Genomic DNA, 16,916 nt, shown 5'->3' on the forward strand with positions numbered 1-16,916 from the left:
ATATTTACCTCCTCTTAAAAAAATTCTCCAACTCTTTAAACACGTGTTCCGTGTTTTTCTTTATGCATTTTGCCTTCGGGAGTGATTTAATAAATACTTTACCATAACTTTTTGTAGCGATACGTCTATCAAATATAAATACCACGCCTCTGTCTTCCTTGCTTCTTATCAGTCTTCCAAATCCTTGTTTTAATTTTAACACAGCAACTGGCAGGGAATAATCATAAAATGAGTTGCCCCCTTTCATCTCAATAGCCTCTGTCCTTGCTTCAATAATTGGTTCATTTGGTACTTTAAAAGGCAGACGGGTAATAATAACACACTCCAGCGCATCCCCTTTTACATCAATGCCTTCCCAAAAACTATCGGTGGCGAATAATATTGATGTTTTGTCATTTTTAAATGTTTCCAGTAAGTTGTGTCTGTTGTCTTCTCCCTGCTTTAAACAGGTATAGCCTTGCCCGGTAAAATACGGTTTCAGCATATCAAATATATCATTAAGGAGCCGGTATGATGTAAATAATACAAGTGAACGTCCATCAGTGATGGCGATCAGTTTGCTTAAATTTTCTACTAAATCTTTTTTATAATATGAGTCATCAGGGTCAGAGATGTCTGTTGGTATACATATCATAGATTGAGATTTATAATCAAAGGGAGAGCTAAGAATCAGTTCCGTAATCCTTTTTTCCGGAAGTAAATGAAGTCCCGTATTTTTTTGGTAAAAAGTGAATGTGTTATCTATGGTTAATGTTGCAGAGGTTAATATAATTGTCCGGTAATTATCAAACAGGTATGCCTTTAAGGCATTTGAAATATCTATTGGTGCATTGCAGAATTTTATAAAGAAATTATCGTTGTATCTTCTTAATTCAATCCATCTGCATAGATTTTCTTCAGAACGTATAAAAGAAAAGAGATCATTTTTTGCAGTATTAAGACGAGTTTTACATGATGTTATGTCTATGAACAGAGACGACAATATATCCCGGGACTCTTTATCAAGTCTTTCAATGGCAGCAATTAACTTATTTAATAAAATTACGAAGTTATGTATTTCCGTGCAAAGATGCCGTATTTTTTTTTCAATACTATCTGACCACAACGGTGTAGAGAGCAGTTCGTCAGTTATTCTTAGTTTGAGTTCTACTCCGTTTTCTAAAAATTTATTATTAATATAGCTGTTTACAGACTCAAAAATATCAGAAAAAGTATTGGTAACACACGTGTAAATTTCTATCCGCATGTCGAGTAATTGAGGATAAATTCCTTCTGTAATATCTACCGTAATATCCTTGTTACATTGAAAATCAACATCTTTAATTTTATTTTTAAGAAATGGCAAAAGCCCCTTTTTGTTATCCTTTTGATTAACAAGCTTACCCAAAGGTTTTAAAATCCGCATTCTGGAGAAAGACAAGCCTATATTAGAGGTTGCGACCGACTCCAGATTATGCGCTTCATCTATTATAATCCTCTTAAATGGCGGCAGTATGGCAGTTGAATCATAACCCCTGGTTTCTTTCCTTAAGACCAAATCCGCCATCAAAAGATGGTGGTTTATCACAAGGATATCTGCACTTGCCGCATTCCGCCTTGCAGAATAAAAAAAACATTTATTATAAAAATTACACTTTAACCGTGTACATTGGTCTGCTTCAGACTGAACCATTTCCCAGACATTGTCATTAACAAGAAAGTTCAGGTCTGCTTTGCTTCCATCCCTTGTTTTTTCCGCCCATGACAGTATATGTATTAATTGTTTTTTTTCCCTTTCCTCAACAAGCATATCGCCTTCAAACTGCAAGTTATGTGCTTTCCTTAAACAAATATAATTGTTTCTTCCCTTAACAAGGACGCTTTTAAAGTCGGGAATATTTTCTATCTTTAATGTAGGGATATCCTTGTACATCAACTGTTCCTGCAGGTTTATTGTATTTGTGGAGATAACCACTCTTTCCTTATTTTTCACGCTCCAGAATATTGCAGGAAGGAGGTATGCCAGTGATTTTCCCGTTCCGGTGCCTGCTTCAATTGTTGCAACTGTGTCATTATTGAAGGCATCTGATACCGATGTAAGCATATCTACCTGCGATTCCCTGTATTCGTAGCCAGGGATAGTAACAGACAATATTCCGCCAGGGCGTAATAAATTCGACAACACCACACAATCCAGTTTTTCATAAGGATGTTCTTTCGCAATTTTCACCACAGGGTATAAATATTCTACCTCATTATTGATAATGTAAAATCCTGCGCCGAGGGAACCCATTTCAGAAGCAACTTCAATATCCTCTTCAGAAGGGGTAAGATTTCCGTTAGGATGATTATGGATAATAACCTCGTCATGCTTCACATCCCGAAGAATGGCAGGCACAGCATTTTTATTTCCCATAGCATACACTTCGATATCGGCTATCATATAATTCTCATCAGGCTTCCCGATTAAAAAGACCTCATTACCCCCTGCATTGGAAATAGCGTCTTTTATTGCGGACAGTGTGTTCTGTATAATAAAGTCTTTTGCAAACCATTTTGTGGTATTCATATGTTGAAAATATAAATCAAGTATTTAGAATAAACAACGAAAAACAGATACAATATATTTAATGTTTAGTACCTCATCGGTAATTTCTTTGCGCTTTTTGGCAAAATATTTATAACTATTCAGCGTAATCTATCTAGTTAGGCCTTCGGTGATTAGAATTTGTTTAGTATTTCGTGCTTTGTGCCTGTTTGGTTCTGGCTATATAAGCTTAGGAATCCCAGATTTGCAGGAAGAAGCGATTGCTTCGTTACAATTGTAAGACTATTGAGTATAAACTGATTAAATAATTGACTCCAATTATAGAAACATTAAAATATGAACAAAACTTTCCTCTCGTTCCCAGGTTCCGACCTGGGAACGAGAATGGAGTACGAAGTACTATTTTAAATCGTGCTTCGTAAATCCAAAATCGTAAATCTAAAAGGAATATTAATGATTTTAAAAAGTTTTATAACCACAGCAAAAAATAATTTTAATAAAACTGTTTTCTTTGATTCGTTTGGGATATCACTTACCTTCGGGCAGACCCTTACAGGCGGCATTCTTTTGTCAAAATATATTCGCGACATGGAAGGTGAAAATATTGCCGTTGTATTCCCCCCTTCAATCGGAGGCGCATTGGCAAATATAGCGACAGCCTTTGCCGTAAAGGTCCCTGTAGGATTGAATTTCGTTGCGAGCAAAGAAGAGCAGGATTACGTTTTGAAAATATGCGACGTACGCTCTATACTGACCTCGAAGGTTTTTATTGAAAAAGCGGGCATACCTTTCGACAAAAGAATGATTTTTATCGAGGACATAAAAAACAACATTTCAAAGAAAAAAAAAATACTGACGTACCTTGCATGTAAATTCAGATCGAAAGATTCTCTTATTCAGGAATTTTCAGCTTGCGATCTACCGAAGAAAAATGCGGTTATACTTTTTACCTCCGGGTCAGAATCCCATCCGAAAGGCGTGCCACTGACAAACCAAAATGTCTATACAACCATACAAAACATTTCTACCATATTTGATCCTATTCCCGAAGATGTCTTTTTAGGTGCTATGCCTTTTTTTCATGTATTTGGCTTTGTCGTATGTTTATGGTTGCCATTATTAAAGGGACTTGGCGTGGTATTCCATCCAAACCCTACGGAATATGAAAAGCTGGGGAGGATCGTACATGATAAAAAGGTTACTATCGTGCTGGGTACGAGCACTCTGTATCGTGGTTTTGTGAAAAAATGGCACAAAGAACAGACCTCCACTATACGTCTGGCGTATGCCGGAGCGGAAAAATTAAACAGTGCAGTAAGGGAAAAATTTCAGGAAAAGTTTGGTATCCCTATATATGAAGCGTATGGCACTACGGAGAGCTGCGCCTGCATCAGCGCGAATAAGGCGTATGATTTCCGGCATGGAAGCGTGGGAAAACTCTTGCCAAATATTAATTGTAAAATTGTAGATGTTGAAACGTATTGTGAAGTACCCCAGGGAGAGGAAGGCTTAATTCTTGTGCAGGGTCCTAATTTCATGGAAGGGTATTATAACTCCCCGGAACTGACGGAATGTGCCTTTCACGAAGGATATTACATAACAGGCGACATCGGGAAATTTGACAACGGCTTTTTATACATTACCGATCGTCTGAAAAGATTCGCCAAGATTGGCGGAGAAATGGTGTCCCTTTCCTCCATTGAGGATAAATTATCCTGCATTTTGGATGAAATAACAGAGGGAGAAAAAAGAAACTGCGCCGTAGTAAACATCCCGCATGCACAAAAGGGCGAACAGATCGTGGCATTCGTTGTCCACCCAAACCCTGATAAACTTTCGTTGAACGCTGCACTTGATAAACATGGCATTATAAAGCTTTCACAGCCAGATCACTATCTCCACATAGATGCCATTCCCTTGCTTTCCACAGGAAAGGTTGATTACAAAACGTTAAAGCAATTGGCATTGCAGCAAGTAGTACCTTTAAAGGTGAAATCCGAAGTACAAAACACGAAACCCGAAACAAATTCTAATGATAACCAGTCACGGCTCCCACAGTGATGATAGCTGCCGTGCCAGCAACTACTCTACCTTCTCCCGCCGCCAGCGCTCCACCACTAATTATTTCTATTCTTCCTAACTCTCCTAACCAGGTTCCTTTTCCTTTCTCTTTTATATTTATTGCCGTTTTTGTAGTCACTATTATATAATTACTGTTACGGCAAGAAATGTCCGGCAAAATATTGTCCAACTATAAGGGCGATATGGCCAGGTAAGGTGGATAGCTGGTTTTCCAAGAAACGCTCTACGTTAGGAAGTGCACGTGTTCTTACTTTGGCAGGTATCCCGATGATTTTTGAAGCGCTGGAGTTGCGGGAAGATCGCTGGTTCCAGGATAAAGACCATCGCTTTCCATCACTGGGACAAACAATATCCAACAGATAACGTTGTTGTTGTGGTAGTGAATATGGCGAATCAAAACCGCGAGTGTTATGTCATAGGTTTTCCGCGTGCCGGATTGTGGAAGACTCGATTTAACAGTGACGCATATAACTACGGCCCTAATTTTACAAATTATCCAACCCCTGATGTCGAGGCTCAGGAGGAAATAATCGAGGGGCTGCCTTGCTCCGGCAAAATCAGTATAGGGCCATACACGGTGGTAATTTTTTCGCAGGCTGAATAAGAATCAACCTGAGAGAGACTAAATGAAAAAGGGCAGTTCAATTACAATATTGTTCCTGGATATTGGCGGCGTTTTGCTCACTAACGGATGGGACCATCATGCTCGTAAACGGGCGGCGATAAATTTCAAGCTGGAGTTGGCCGAGATGAATGACCGACATCATCTAACTGTCGAAACCTACGAGGAGGGAAAACTCACGCTGGAAGAATATCTAGATCGGGTGATGTTTTACAAGGAGCGGCCGTTTACTCCGGCGCAGTTTCGGAAATTCATGTTCGCCCAGTCGAAGCCGTATCCCAAAATGATTGACTTGGTCCGCCGGCTTAAGGCACGATGTGGATTGAAGATTGTCGTTGTCAGCAACGAAGCACGGGAACTGAATGCGTACCGAATTCGAACGTTCAAGCTTGATGGGTTCGTGGATTTTTTTATTTCCTCCTGCTTCGTCCATGTCCGTAAGCCAGACACTGACATCTTTCGGCTTGCGCTGGATATTGCCCAGACGCCAGCCCGGCAGGTAGTCTATATCGAAAACACCCCCATGTTCGTCGAGGTTGCAGAAAGTTTGGGGATTCGAAGTGTTCTTCATACGGATTACAGTTCTACATGCGCGAAGCTGGCTTCGTTTGGATTGGAGGTTGCAGAATGACAAACCTGTTTATCCGCAAATCGGATTCACGCTGGCGTGCTGACGATCAATGGTGGCTCATCGAGCATCAAGTTTGCATTGTATCAGACAGGTGAATCGCTGGAACGAAGTTTTCATGGAAACATTGCCCGTATCGGTTTACCAGGTACGAATTTAACCTTCAGCGACTCAGCAGGAAACCAGAAAGGTAGTCTCATTCCTGAATCCTATGATGCCAGGCCAGCATCAGGTTTCCTGATAGATTGGCTCCAATGAAAAAAGGAATTCGGACTATGCGGCGAAATAAATCTCTCGTCTCGATCCGTTTTCGGTGTGCCCGCCCACCATAGCGGAGCCGCCGCCACCGGTGCAATAGGAGTGTTGTCGCCAGTGCAGATCGCAGTGAAACCGATTTCTCAAATACGCTGTCAGCCGGGTGGCAACAGCGAATAAAACGAAACTTAAAGTACGAAAGGAATACGACTATGCTATACAAAGGTAAAACACTAAAAGGTTATACATTGCGCGGCCTTGACGGGGAAATAGGGAAAGTCGAAGAATTTTACTTTGATGATCAGTACTGGGTCATTCGCTATCTGGTGGCCGACACGGGAAACTGGCTTACGGGCAGAGAGGTGTTAATTTCTCCGTATGCGTTTGGCGCCGTGAATGAAAAAGAGCAATACATCACCATTGATTTAACCAAAAAGCAGATCGAGGGCAGCCCATCCTTGAACAGTGACAAGCCAGTCTCGCGACAATTCGAGGAAACCTACCGCGCATATTATGGATTTCCGCCGCATTTTGGCGGCCCACACATGCTGGACTCTTATCAAGATACGGAAGAGTGGGATCCTCATTTGCGCAGCACTCGCGAGGTGAGCAGCTATCGCATCCAGGCTTCAGACGACGAGATTGGCTATGTCAATGATTTTATTATCGATGACGAGATGTGGGTTATTCGTTATCTAATCATCGATACACAGAAATGGTGGTCTGGGAAAAAGGTGCTGATTTCACCGCAATGGATCGGGCGCATTAGTTGGGATAAGTCGAAAGTATTTGTCAATCTTTCTCGTGAGACCATCAAGCAGTCACCGGAATATACAGAGGAGTCTCTACTGACTCGAGATTATGAGACAGTACTGCATCAATATTACAATCGCCAGGGATATTGGGTTGATGAATAGGCTGTCAACGAGCGTTCCCGTTGAAGCAAACGCGTAAGTAAACTTTAACTATAGACGAAGAAAGATATTGAGATGACCGTCAACAGCATGGCACTCCAACAAATTTCTCAATCCGATCAACGATGGAGTAGTACTACCGATCCTGCATCTTAACGGCTATAAAATAGCTAACCCAACCGTACTTGCCCGCATAGAGTCAGAGGAATTAGAGCAATTTTTGAGAGGCTGCGGATGGACACCTTACTTTGTGGAAGGTGATGAGCCGGAAGAGATGCACCAACTCATGGCCAGTACTTTGGAACAGGTCATCGAAAGTATTCGGCAAATCCAAGATAATGCACGGAAGAAGAACGACACTACTCGTCCACGATGGCCAATGATCGTCCTCAATTCACCCAAAGGCTGGACTGGCCCTAAAGTCGTCGATGGACTTCAAATTGAGGGCACCTTTCGATCCCACCAGATCCCACTGCTGGTGGATTCAGAGTACCCCGATCATTTAAAGTTCCTTGAGAAACGGCTACCCCTGGCTGGTGCATCGGTTGACGTACCACCGTACCAACAATAAAAACATGCATGGACATGATTGTTTTAAATGATCTCGAAAGATTTCACCTTGTGCTGGATATGATTAATCGGCTGCCGCAGTTGGGCGCCAAGGGAGCATATCTGAAGCAGCATGAACATACCGAATGGTATCATCGGAGACGCACCGTAGGGTGTCGAGGAGCTTAGAGACAAGTTGTTGCCTGCCTGTGCTTGATCGCACGCAGATAAGTGTGTTTTAGATTTGTTTTGAATTTTATGTTTTATTATTCGGATTTGTTTCGTATTCTGTATTTTTATTTCCAGCATGAACATTTACGGCATTAGATGTACGATTTAAAAATCGTACATCAAAAATTGTTATTGAGTGGTATTTGTTTTCCCCTTTTCAATACTCTTCCGGATGACATTTCGCAGGATACGGCTTCTTTCTGCACCTCCCAAAAGACTTTTCATATTGTCGTACAATTCCGGGTCTGCAATTAATGCCCCAAGTGTGCCCTCGCCCTCCGCTACTTTTGCAATAATTTCATTAAACGAGTCAGAGGCGGTAATTAAATTATCCATGAGGAGCCTTCCACGTACGTCATAAATTAATGCATTTAAAAGCCCTGTACTCTCCCTGAATTGGGTAATGCTTTCATTCAACGACAGCGATACGCTGATTAAGGTTTCCGCGAATTTCCCTTCATCCAGTTTGTTAAAGAACCGAGCGATAGATTTTATAGCAATGGTTCCATTTTCAATGGCGGAGGTATAGTCCATTGGTTCAGCGCCCTTAATGGTATCTCCATCCTTTATAATATGTCCGGTACAGTCTTTCGAAGAGATTTCCACGTATGAATCACCTGTAACATAACTGAGCCATTTTATGGTGGCAACGGAATCTGTCAGGATATTTTTCTGGACGGCTTTATCTACTTGCATCACTACTTCAATCTCATTGCATGGCGACTCCTCCGGGAGTATGATGTTTCTAACCTGGCCTACCGTTACCCCCATAAAACGCACCGGAACGCCCTTTTGCAGTCCATAGACATGGAGGAACCGTGCCTTCAGTGTAACATGGGGTCTGAAATATCCTTTTTGTGAACCAAGAATAAACAGCGCTATGCTAAGACATATCAACGTAATAATAGTAAAAATTCCCGCCCGTAATTCTGCAACGTGTTCTTTACGCATACTTTCTCCTTTTGTAACACTTTTACAAACAGATATTGCCGCTGATAAAGTCCTTTACTTCATTTAATGGGCAGGATGTTATTTCCTGCCATGTTCCAACAAAAATGATTTTTCCCTCATGAAGCATTGCGATGCGGTCTGATATCGTTTTCACACAATGGAGATCATGGGTTACAACGATAGTGGTAATGCCAAGTTTTTTCTGTAATTCCATAATGAGATCATTAATGCGCTGCGCATTAATGGGGTCTAAACCTGTAGTGGGCTCATCATATAAAATAATATCCGGGTCAGTGGCGATAGCCCTTGCCAGGCCTACCCTCTTTTTCATGCCTCCGCTCAATTCTTCCGGCATTTTTGCCTCAATGCCTTTAAGGCCTACCAGTTGTAATTTTTCTGAAACGCGTGACCTTATTTCTACTTCTGAAAGACTAAGGTGTTCCCGTAGCGGATAGGCAATATTTTCAAATACGGTTAATGAGTCAAACAATGCTGCACCCTGAAACAGCATTCCCACATGAACCCGTAATTTAATTAATGCATCTTCATTCATTTGTGCAACATTTTTACCCATAACAAAGATATCGCCCTTATCCGGCTTTATTAAGCCGATAAGTCCTTTCAAAAGAACACTTTTCCCCGTTCCGCTTGCGCCAAGGAGCGATATGATTTCCCCTTCCTGTACGGAAAGATTTATATCATTCAGAACCGGATGATTGTTAAATGATTTATAGACATGTTTAATTTCAATTATGGGTTTTTTCATCAGAAGATCATAAGAAACAATTTTGTGAGGAAGAAATCTGCAATTAGGATGGAAATCGAGATTGTTACCACAGAAATAGTGGTGGAACGCCCCACGCCGGTGGTACCCCCTGATGTTTTAAGCCCGAAATAACAGCCGATAACGGCAATAAGCAGTCCAAAAAAGACTGTTTTGCCAATGCCGCTAATGAAATCAGAAATGGTAATGGTGGTTAAAATAGAATTAATATAGAAAATATGGTCTATATCCAATTCAAAGGTTGCAATTATGAGTCCGCCAAAAATACCAATGAAATCCGCTGTGACCGTAAGGAGGGGCAGCGTAATCAATCCGGCGAATATTTTTGGAGATACCAGTTTTTTGATGGGGCTTGCTCCTAAAGCCCGCATGGCGTCAATTTGCTCTGTTACCTGCATCGAGCCGATTTCTGCCGCAATGCCTGAGCCGATACGTGCTCCCACCATAATAGAGGTGAGAACCGGACCTAGTTCCCTCACAATGGAAAGGGAAACAACGCTTCCCACATACATCTCTGCCCCATACATGCGCAATCCGTAAATTGTCTGGAGCGACATGACCATGCCGGTAAACAAGGCAATGATATTCACAAGCAGAAATGAACCGGCGCCGAAATTGTCAATTTCCTTCAGTAGCAGCTTCGGATTAAAAGGCGGCAAAAAAATGCCCCAAAACCCTTTGAAGGCCAGCAACGTTACCTGTCCCATTGAAAGGAGAAACTTTTTAACTGTATGGTCTATGGATATGAGAATGTTCATTTATAAAAGTATGAGAAGCGTAGGGTAATAGATCGGTCTTTTATAAGGGTTTTTAAAAAAATGATTCACCTGAACGGGCTGTCCGTCACATTGTGTTCGTTTGATGTGAGAATTTCAACTACCTTTGAATCAAACTGTATATCGGCACATTTTACCAATTCTTTCTTGGCGCTTAATGGGTCTCTGGCTTTACGATAAGGACGTTCTGACAGTAATGCATCATGTGCATCCGCAACAGCGACTATCCTGGCTTCCAGAGGGATTACGGCACCTTTCAGTCCATCAGGGTAGCCATTGCCGTCTAAATGCTCATGGTGATATCTGATAATATTAATGACAGTACTGTTTTTGATAATGGGTGTTAAGATACGCTCTCCGATGGATGGGTGGGTTTTAATATGCTCGTATTCTTCTTTCGTCAAACCGGTGTTTTTGCCTAAGATAGATTCTTTGATGCCTATTTTCCCGATATCATGCAATAAACTCCCCAGTTTTACGTCCTCTATAAATGCTTCCGGCAGTGACATCTTCCGGCAAATGTATGTGGCATATTCAGAGACGCGCCTTGAATGTCCTTCTGTATATTTATCCTTTACTTCCAGCGCAACTACAAGGGACTTAATGGACTCCAGAAAGAAATCCTGTATATATTTTGTTTGTTCCGACACCTTTTGTTCGAGTTTTGAGTTCCATTCTTTAAGCGCTTCATTTTGAGACTGTATGAGTTTGTTCAACCGGCACAGTTCTCTTTGCATGTTGAAATATTCCAGGCCCTGATTTACTGTGACCAAAAGTTCGATATTGTTCCATGGTTTTGTAATAAACCGGTAAACCTCGCCTTCGTTTATTGCCTTTATTGCCAGATCAATATCGGCGTATCCTGTCAGCATGAGCCGGATAGTTCCCGGCGAAATCTTTTTGACCTCATCAAGAAATTTTATGCCATCCATGCCGGGCATCCTGTAATCGGATATCACCATGTGAATATCTTTATCCTTTATTATCTCCAAACCCTTCTTGCCGTCATATGCAAAAAAAACCGTGCAGCCCAGATCATCCAGCAACCTGCCTAAAGAATTAAGTATATTTTCTTCGTCGTCTACAATAAGTATTGTGTTTTGTTTCATCTTAGGGCACCCCTCATTGGCCATTCCTCCTTACACGGGAATGGCGTTTTCATTCAGACTTGTAAATAAAGAGCAGGACTCTTTCATTTTTTATTCGTAACTATTCAGCGTAATTTATTAAACTACCGGAGATCAGAGCGCAACTCGTTACCAAACCACAGTTTGGGAACACAATTGCACTGGAAACTTTGTTTCCAGTGCGTGTCAGACTTGACAAATTACAAACTGTCTTAACCCTGTGATTTTATTCCCTATCTATCAGCAAACAGGCGAGAAACCGGAGTTTCTCGAACAAATGCATTCCCAAACTGGAGTTTGGGAACGAGCCGTGTATCGTTTACGCTGAATAGTTACTTTTATTCCGTACCAAATGCCAGGTTATTGTCCGTACCAAATTCCAGGTTATTGCATGTGTCAAAATTACAAAAAGCCTGTTTTACGGCACCTAATATTTCGTTATTGCTCCATGGTTTTGTGAAGAACCGGTATACACCACCCTCGTTTTTTGCTTTCATAACAACATCCAGGTCAGCATATCCGGTTAACATAAACTTAACCGCATCCGGCGAAAGCATCGTAGCCCTTTTCAGAACCTGTAAGCCGTCCATGCCTGGCATCCTGTAATTGGTGATTATCAGATGTATATTTTCACACTTAAGAATTTCCAGTCCCTTTATTCCGCTATCTGCGAAAAATACCCTGTAACCTTCCTTCTCTTCTTCCAGGATTCTTTTTAATGTCGCAAGGATGTTTTTTTCATCATCAACAATAAGTATTGTCTTTTGCTTCATTTGCGTCCCTCAGAAAAAAATTTTACAATCCGCAGTCTGCAATTTGCCGACTGTATTATATGGTAACAGGCAGCTTTATCGTAAATGTTGTTCCTGTATTTACTTTGCTGTCAACCTCTATTGTGCCATTGTGGCTCGCTATTATGTTGTAAGCAATGGAAAGCCCCAGTCCCGTTCCCATGCCTGGTTCTTTGGTGGTAAAAAAGGGTTCAAATATTTTTGGAAGATCTTGCTCCGGTATGCCAGGGCCGTTATCGCTAATCACAATAAAGATAAAATAGTCTTTTCTATACGTTGCTATTCTTATCTCCCCCATTTCCTTCAAAGCCTGTGCCGCATTCAGGATGATATTCATAAAGACCTGCCCTAATTGGCGCCGGTTGCAAGGTATCGGGGGGATATCTCCGTAAGACTTAATCAATGTGGCTTTGTACTTAATCTCGTTCCGGATGATATTCAGGGCGCTTTCTATCTCCGCATTAATATCAGCCGGTTCCGGTTTATCTTCTGACCTGTGAGAGAAAATACGGAGTGAGTTAACAATGCTCTGAATCCTCCTTGTACCCTCCATGGATTCGTTTATGCTTTTCTCCATGTGAGAGGCAATGTTTTTCCTATTATCCCATGGGCGGCTTTGTGGCTTTGATTCTATCTTCAACTCCTCCAGCATCGCCTTGATGACGGCAAATTTATTATGCATCCATTCCAGATTGCTGGAGATATAGCCGACCGGATTGTTTATTTCATGGGCAATGCCTGCCGCCAATTGACCAAGGGAAGCCATTTTTTCGGATTGCAGCAACTGCATCTGTGTCCGTTCCAGTTCTGCCAGCAGGGATTGAAGGCGGGTGTTTGATGCTTCAAGTTTTTGTTTTTCTTCCAGTATCCTTCGCTCCAGTAATTTTCTCTTTGTTATATTCCTGAAATGGGGTTGAATTCCAAATTGTGTCCGGTTTAAATCCAGTTCGCAAACCAGCACATTCCCGTCCTTTTTCATAACGCCCACCTCAAACATAGGATATTTTTCTCCTGGTTTTAACCGCCATGCGTTATCAAGTGACTCTTCAACTATGGGAACATCTTCCTTTCTGATGATACTGACGATTTTCTTAGAGAGCAAATCTTTTTGCGTGTAGCCAAATAACTCAGAGACCCTGCTATTCATATTGTTGACCATATTGCCCTCTTTCAATGTGACCATGGGATCGTTAGCCGCATCAAAAAGATCTCGCAATTCATCCCGCGCCTTTATCAAATCTGTCGTCATACGATTAAATCCCTTCGCGAGTTCTCCGAGCTCATCCTTTGACGTAACGCGTATGTGATGCCCTATATCGCCTTTTGATACCTTGCCCATTGCTGTCATCAATGATTTTAAGGGATTGACAATCCTGCCGGATATGAAAAATGCTACGACGGAAATAACAAACACGCTGGTCACTATAATAACTATAGAGTAGTTTCTTGCCCTGTATACAGGCTTAAACGCCTCTGCGATATCCGCTTCCACAAGCAATATCCAGCCCATGGGTTTTATATATTTTGAAACGCCGATGACAGGCGTTCCCATGTAATCATTATAGATGCCTGCCATCTCCCTGCCTTCGCTTATTAAAACATTGACGGGCAAGGTGTCCACCGCCTGTCTCAACAGGACATTATCTATGAACCGGGAGGAGGTTAGCATTAGCCTTTGTTTATTGACAAGATATGCCTCGCTTGTTTCGCCTCGGCGTGTCAGTGTGGTTAATTCAAGAGGAGGTCTTATCGTATGATTTCTTTTATATGAAGTATCAGCATCTTGCGCGTTAAAACAAGGTTCTTCCGTCACTATGTTTGTTTTTCCCTCACTATACATCGTCGGCGTATGCGCAGGAAGTAATAAGGCAGATGCCTCTTGTTTTGCGCCCACAGTGATACTTTCCAGTTCAGCGGCAAGTATGCGTATCCCGATCATGCCTAAAAATTCGTTTGTATCCTTATTTATAACGGAAGAGCAAAAGGTTAAACAGTATTCCCCTGTAATGTCGCACGGATAAACATCCTTTACGAACGTCCCGCCTTTTGTTTTTAAGGCAGAAAGGTCTTGCGACATATCCATACCAACACGCTGCGCATTGCTGGACGCCACTGCTATGCCCTTTGTATTTGTCGTAAAGGTCTCACGAAATCTTGGTTCGAGGCTGGTCTTGTATTGCAGATATTTGTTCAGCGCCTGGATAGCCACAGTATTTTCCGTATCATCGTTAATGCTTTCGAGATGTTCTCTGATAAAACCATCGGAGGCATAGTGTTTTGCCGAATTCTCGCCGTAAACTAAAAAGGCATTGATGTGTTCCGACAGAGATGCGCCCACCAGCGACATTTCATTAAATAACTCTGTCTCCAGTAGTTTTTTGTTGTGCAGATAGTGAATGCAACACAACAGTGTTGCGGGAATAAGGGATATGCTTACAAAATACAGAAGCAGCTTTTTCCCTAAAACACCAAGTACATTTTTCATAAAAACCCTTGTCCAGTGTGTGTAAAAAACTTACATAAAAAGGCTTTTACCCATGAATACCTGCTAAGGAAACATTTTTAAACGTGTAACACTATCGTCCTCGTTCCCAAGCTCTGGCTTCGAATGGAAAAAAGAATGAAACCGGGTTATCCAGGATATTCAAAGGCCTATTTTGACCCGAATAATTCTTGCGAAAGGGAAGCAAGAGCTTCCAATGCAATTACGTTAACTACGACCCGTTAAAGAAAAGAGTACAATAATTATGGATATCCCGTAAACGCAATATTTTATCATGAAAGGTAACAGTATATAAATGAATTTGTTATGCAGGCGATAAGCAAAAAAATTATACCTTGCTGAATAACACATTTCTACCGTTTTTCCGATTCGCCAAACGTAAAAACAACATAATGCTTTACCATAAACTAAAACCGAAACATCCCACTTTAAACAGAAAATAGATAAATCATCTGTTAAACCCCAAAAAGGTATCGCCAAAGATACCCGTATCGAAAGCGTAACCAATTAATATCATAAGCGATATGATTTTTGTGAGTAGAACCAGGAATAAAAGCAACCATAGTGTTAAAAGGAACTTTGTAACAGAAGATTTGACGGATACTGACAGGGAAACCTTAAAAAATAATTGCATCTTACTAAAAAAAAATATAGGATATTAAAATTTTAAAGTCAACCCATAACATATCTTAAAAATAAGAACGGGGAAAACAACTATGAATTCAGGGGTTCAAAATATAGTCAACGGACAAGGAATTATGATCACAATCAGCGGTATGCTGATTGTGTTTGCCGCACTCGCGATAACCAGTTTTTTTATTTATCTCCTTCCCATTTTTTTAAGAATATTTGCCAGCATACTTCCTGCGGAAGAAACTTCGCATCATATACCGGCATTTTACTCAGCGCCTGAAGACGAGGCGCTTGCGGCAATCGGCTTTGCCCTGCATAGTGAAGCGGGCGGCAGTATGGTTGGCAAAGAATCATTTTAGTAAAATGTGTTATCTCCGGTCTTTTTTTGGGAGGGCTTAATGGAGATTCTCTTCGAATTTCTTAAGACAACAGGATTTGCAATGATGACGTGGGGCAATGCCCTCATGATCATTGTCGGGATTTTTTTTGTAAGTCTGGCAATTATTAAAGATTATGAGCCATTACTGCTTTTGCCGATAGGATTTGGGGCGATAGTGGGAAATATTCCCTCCATAGACAGCATGGCGCTCAACGTATATCAGGAAGGGAGTGTTCTGAGTTTTCTTTACCTTGGGGTAAGCAAAGGAATATATCCGCCGCTTATTTTCCTTGGGATCGGTGCTATGACTGATTTTTCCGCCATGTTGTCGAATCCAAAGCTTGTGTTGCTTGGGGCGGCGGCACAGATAGGCATTTTTCTTACCCTCATAGGCGCGCTCTATTTAGGGTTTAGCCCCTCAGAGTCGGGCGCTATTGGCATTATTGGCGGAGCGGATGGCCCTACGGCAATATTTTTATCGTCAAAGCTGGCGCCGCATTTGTTGGGATCCATTGCGATTGCCGCCTATTCCTATATGGCACTGGTTCCGGTTATTCAGCCTCCGATAATGAGATTGCTCACCACGAAAAAAGAGAGGCTCATTCGTATGAAAGAACCGCGGCATGTATCACAGAGGGAAAAAATTATTTTCCCCGTTGCCGTGTTTCTGATTTCCGCTTTGATTGCGCCAGGTTCAATAGTGCTTATTGGCATGCTTTGCCTTGGCAACCTTTTGAAGGAAAGTTGTGTAACAGAGCGATTGGCGAACACTGCACGCAACGCCATGATCGATACTGTGACGATTATTCTCGGATTTTCAGTGGGCGCAAGCGCGCAGGCACAAACCTTTTTAACATCGCAATCCCTTCTCGTTTTTGCATTGGGCGCCATTTCTTTTGGTATAGCAACGGCAGGCGGCGTGGTTTTTGCAAAATGCATGAATCTTTTTCTAAAGGATAAGATAAACCCTCTCATTGGGGCAGCGGGCGTATCCGCTGTGCCTGACTCAGCACGCGTGGTGCAGATGGTAGGGCAGAAGGAGGACCCGCATAATTTCCTCCTTATGCACGCAATGGCGCCAAATGTTGCAGGTGTGCTTGGGTCGGCGATTGCCGCCGGTATCTTGTGGTCGATATTTGTGAAATAATATTTTTCTGTTGCAAA

The 16,916-nt window shown here is 41.7% G+C and carries 14 protein-coding genes and 1 pseudogene; 7 read left to right on the forward strand and 8 right to left on the reverse strand.

The window, feature by feature from the left end:
- Positions 1 to 4 precede the first annotated feature (4 nt).
- The gene (locus QZT26_RS00735) at positions 5 to 2,548 is read right to left on the reverse strand and encodes a helicase C-terminal domain-containing protein (RefSeq protein WP_295100030.1); all 2,544 of its coding nucleotides are present in this window, start codon (positions 2,546 to 2,548) and stop codon (positions 5 to 7) included.
- Positions 2,549 to 2,980: 432 nt separating this feature from the next.
- Between QZT26_RS00735 and QZT26_RS00740 the strand changes: the two genes are divergently transcribed.
- Complete coding sequence (locus QZT26_RS00740; protein WP_295100031.1) at positions 2,981 to 4,588, forward strand: AMP-binding protein; 1,608 nt, start codon at positions 2,981 to 2,983, stop codon at positions 4,586 to 4,588.
- On the opposite strand, the gene QZT26_RS00745 is transcribed toward QZT26_RS00740, so the two are convergent.
- Positions 4,557 to 4,766, reverse strand: a complete 210-nt coding sequence (locus tag QZT26_RS00745; protein WP_295100032.1) for a hypothetical protein — start codon at positions 4,764 to 4,766, stop codon at positions 4,557 to 4,559. The two genes, QZT26_RS00740 and QZT26_RS00745, sit on opposite strands and share 32 nt — an antisense overlap.
- A gap of 117 nt (positions 4,767 to 4,883) precedes the next feature.
- Here QZT26_RS00745 and QZT26_RS00750 point away from each other — a divergent pair, with 117 nt between their 5' ends.
- The 4 genes and pseudogenes from QZT26_RS00750 to QZT26_RS00765 all read left to right on the forward strand — a co-directional run.
- Complete coding sequence (locus QZT26_RS00750; protein WP_099325030.1) at positions 4,884 to 5,213, forward strand: alpha amylase C-terminal domain-containing protein; 330 nt, start codon at positions 4,884 to 4,886, stop codon at positions 5,211 to 5,213.
- A 22-nt stretch (positions 5,214 to 5,235) separates the two neighbouring features.
- Complete coding sequence (locus tag QZT26_RS00755; RefSeq protein WP_295100034.1) at positions 5,236 to 5,862, forward strand: HAD family phosphatase; 627 nt, start codon at positions 5,236 to 5,238, stop codon at positions 5,860 to 5,862.
- A 464-nt stretch (positions 5,863 to 6,326) separates the two neighbouring features.
- A complete protein-coding gene (locus QZT26_RS00760; protein WP_295100036.1) occupies positions 6,327 to 7,031 on the forward strand; it encodes a PRC-barrel domain-containing protein in 705 nt (234 codons plus the stop codon).
- Between the two features lie 94 nt (positions 7,032 to 7,125).
- Positions 7,126 to 7,599 (forward strand): annotated as a pseudogene (locus QZT26_RS00765) (hypothetical protein); the annotation flags it as partial.
- Positions 7,600 to 7,937: 338 nt separating this feature from the next.
- On the opposite strand, the gene QZT26_RS00770 reads toward QZT26_RS00765, so the two are convergent.
- The 6 genes from QZT26_RS00770 to QZT26_RS00795 form a co-directional block, all read right to left on the reverse strand.
- On the reverse strand, positions 7,938 to 8,759 hold the full coding sequence (locus QZT26_RS00770; RefSeq protein ID WP_099325025.1) for an MlaD family protein: 822 nt from the start codon (positions 8,757 to 8,759) through the stop codon (positions 7,938 to 7,940).
- A gap of 22 nt (positions 8,760 to 8,781) precedes the next feature.
- On the reverse strand, positions 8,782 to 9,525 hold the full coding sequence (locus QZT26_RS00775; RefSeq protein WP_205713356.1) for an ABC transporter ATP-binding protein: 744 nt from the start codon (positions 9,523 to 9,525) through the stop codon (positions 8,782 to 8,784).
- Positions 9,525 to 10,301, reverse strand: coding sequence for an ABC transporter permease (locus QZT26_RS00780; RefSeq protein WP_099325023.1), 777 nt, complete (start codon positions 10,299 to 10,301; stop codon positions 9,525 to 9,527). Before QZT26_RS00780 ends, QZT26_RS00775 begins: the two co-directional genes overlap by 1 nt.
- Before the next feature lie 65 nt (positions 10,302 to 10,366).
- The gene (locus tag QZT26_RS00785) at positions 10,367 to 11,428 is read right to left on the reverse strand and encodes an HD domain-containing phosphohydrolase (RefSeq protein WP_164994406.1); all 1,062 of its coding nucleotides are present in this window, start codon (positions 11,426 to 11,428) and stop codon (positions 10,367 to 10,369) included.
- Positions 11,429 to 11,784: 356 nt separating this feature from the next.
- Complete coding sequence (locus QZT26_RS00790) at positions 11,785 to 12,219, reverse strand: response regulator (protein WP_099325021.1); 435 nt, start codon at positions 12,217 to 12,219, stop codon at positions 11,785 to 11,787.
- 55 nt (positions 12,220 to 12,274) lie between these two features.
- Positions 12,275 to 14,722, reverse strand: coding sequence for an ATP-binding protein (locus QZT26_RS00795; RefSeq protein ID WP_295100038.1), 2,448 nt, complete (start codon positions 14,720 to 14,722; stop codon positions 12,275 to 12,277).
- A gap of 734 nt (positions 14,723 to 15,456) precedes the next feature.
- On the opposite strand from QZT26_RS00795, the gene QZT26_RS00800 reads away from it, so the two are divergent.
- Both QZT26_RS00800 and QZT26_RS00805 read left to right on the forward strand, forming a co-directional pair.
- Positions 15,457 to 15,732, forward strand: coding sequence for an OadG family protein (locus QZT26_RS00800; RefSeq protein WP_099325019.1), 276 nt, complete (start codon positions 15,457 to 15,459; stop codon positions 15,730 to 15,732).
- Between the two features lie 39 nt (positions 15,733 to 15,771).
- Complete coding sequence (locus QZT26_RS00805; RefSeq protein ID WP_099325018.1) at positions 15,772 to 16,899, forward strand: sodium ion-translocating decarboxylase subunit beta; 1,128 nt, start codon at positions 15,772 to 15,774, stop codon at positions 16,897 to 16,899.
- Positions 16,900 to 16,916 lie beyond the last annotated feature (17 nt).

The sequence above is a fragment of the uncultured Candidatus Kuenenia sp. genome (genome assembly GCF_900696675.1).
Taxonomy (GTDB): domain Bacteria; phylum Planctomycetota; class Brocadiia; order Brocadiales; family Brocadiaceae; genus Kuenenia; species Kuenenia stuttgartiensis_A.

Excerpts from the sequence above, each read along its gene's own strand:
- QZT26_RS00735 (WP_295100030.1), bottom strand. The coding sequence starts at position 2,548 with ATGAATACCACAAAATGGTTTGCAAAAGACTTTATTATACAGAACACA.
- QZT26_RS00740 (WP_295100031.1), top strand. The coding sequence starts at position 2,981 with ATGATTTTAAAAAGTTTTATAACCACAGCAAAAAATAATTTTAATAAA.
- QZT26_RS00755 (WP_295100034.1), top strand. The coding sequence starts at position 5,236 with ATGAAAAAGGGCAGTTCAATTACAATATTGTTCCTGGATATTGGCGGC.
- QZT26_RS00760 (WP_295100036.1), top strand. The coding sequence starts at position 6,327 with ATGCTATACAAAGGTAAAACACTAAAAGGTTATACATTGCGCGGCCTT.
- QZT26_RS00770 (WP_099325025.1), bottom strand. The coding sequence starts at position 8,759 with ATGCGTAAAGAACACGTTGCAGAATTACGGGCGGGAATTTTTACTATT.
- QZT26_RS00775 (WP_205713356.1), bottom strand. The coding sequence starts at position 9,525 with ATGAAAAAACCCATAATTGAAATTAAACATGTCTATAAATCATTTAAC.
- QZT26_RS00780 (WP_099325023.1), bottom strand. The coding sequence starts at position 10,301 with ATGAACATTCTCATATCCATAGACCATACAGTTAAAAAGTTTCTCCTT.
- QZT26_RS00785 (WP_164994406.1), bottom strand. The coding sequence starts at position 11,428 with ATGAAACAAAACACAATACTTATTGTAGACGACGAAGAAAATATACTT.
- QZT26_RS00790 (WP_099325021.1), bottom strand. The coding sequence starts at position 12,219 with ATGAAGCAAAAGACAATACTTATTGTTGATGATGAAAAAAACATCCTT.
- QZT26_RS00795 (WP_295100038.1), bottom strand. The coding sequence starts at position 14,722 with ATGAAAAATGTACTTGGTGTTTTAGGGAAAAAGCTGCTTCTGTATTTT.
- QZT26_RS00800 (WP_099325019.1), top strand. The coding sequence starts at position 15,457 with ATGAATTCAGGGGTTCAAAATATAGTCAACGGACAAGGAATTATGATC.
- QZT26_RS00805 (WP_099325018.1), top strand. The coding sequence starts at position 15,772 with ATGGAGATTCTCTTCGAATTTCTTAAGACAACAGGATTTGCAATGATG.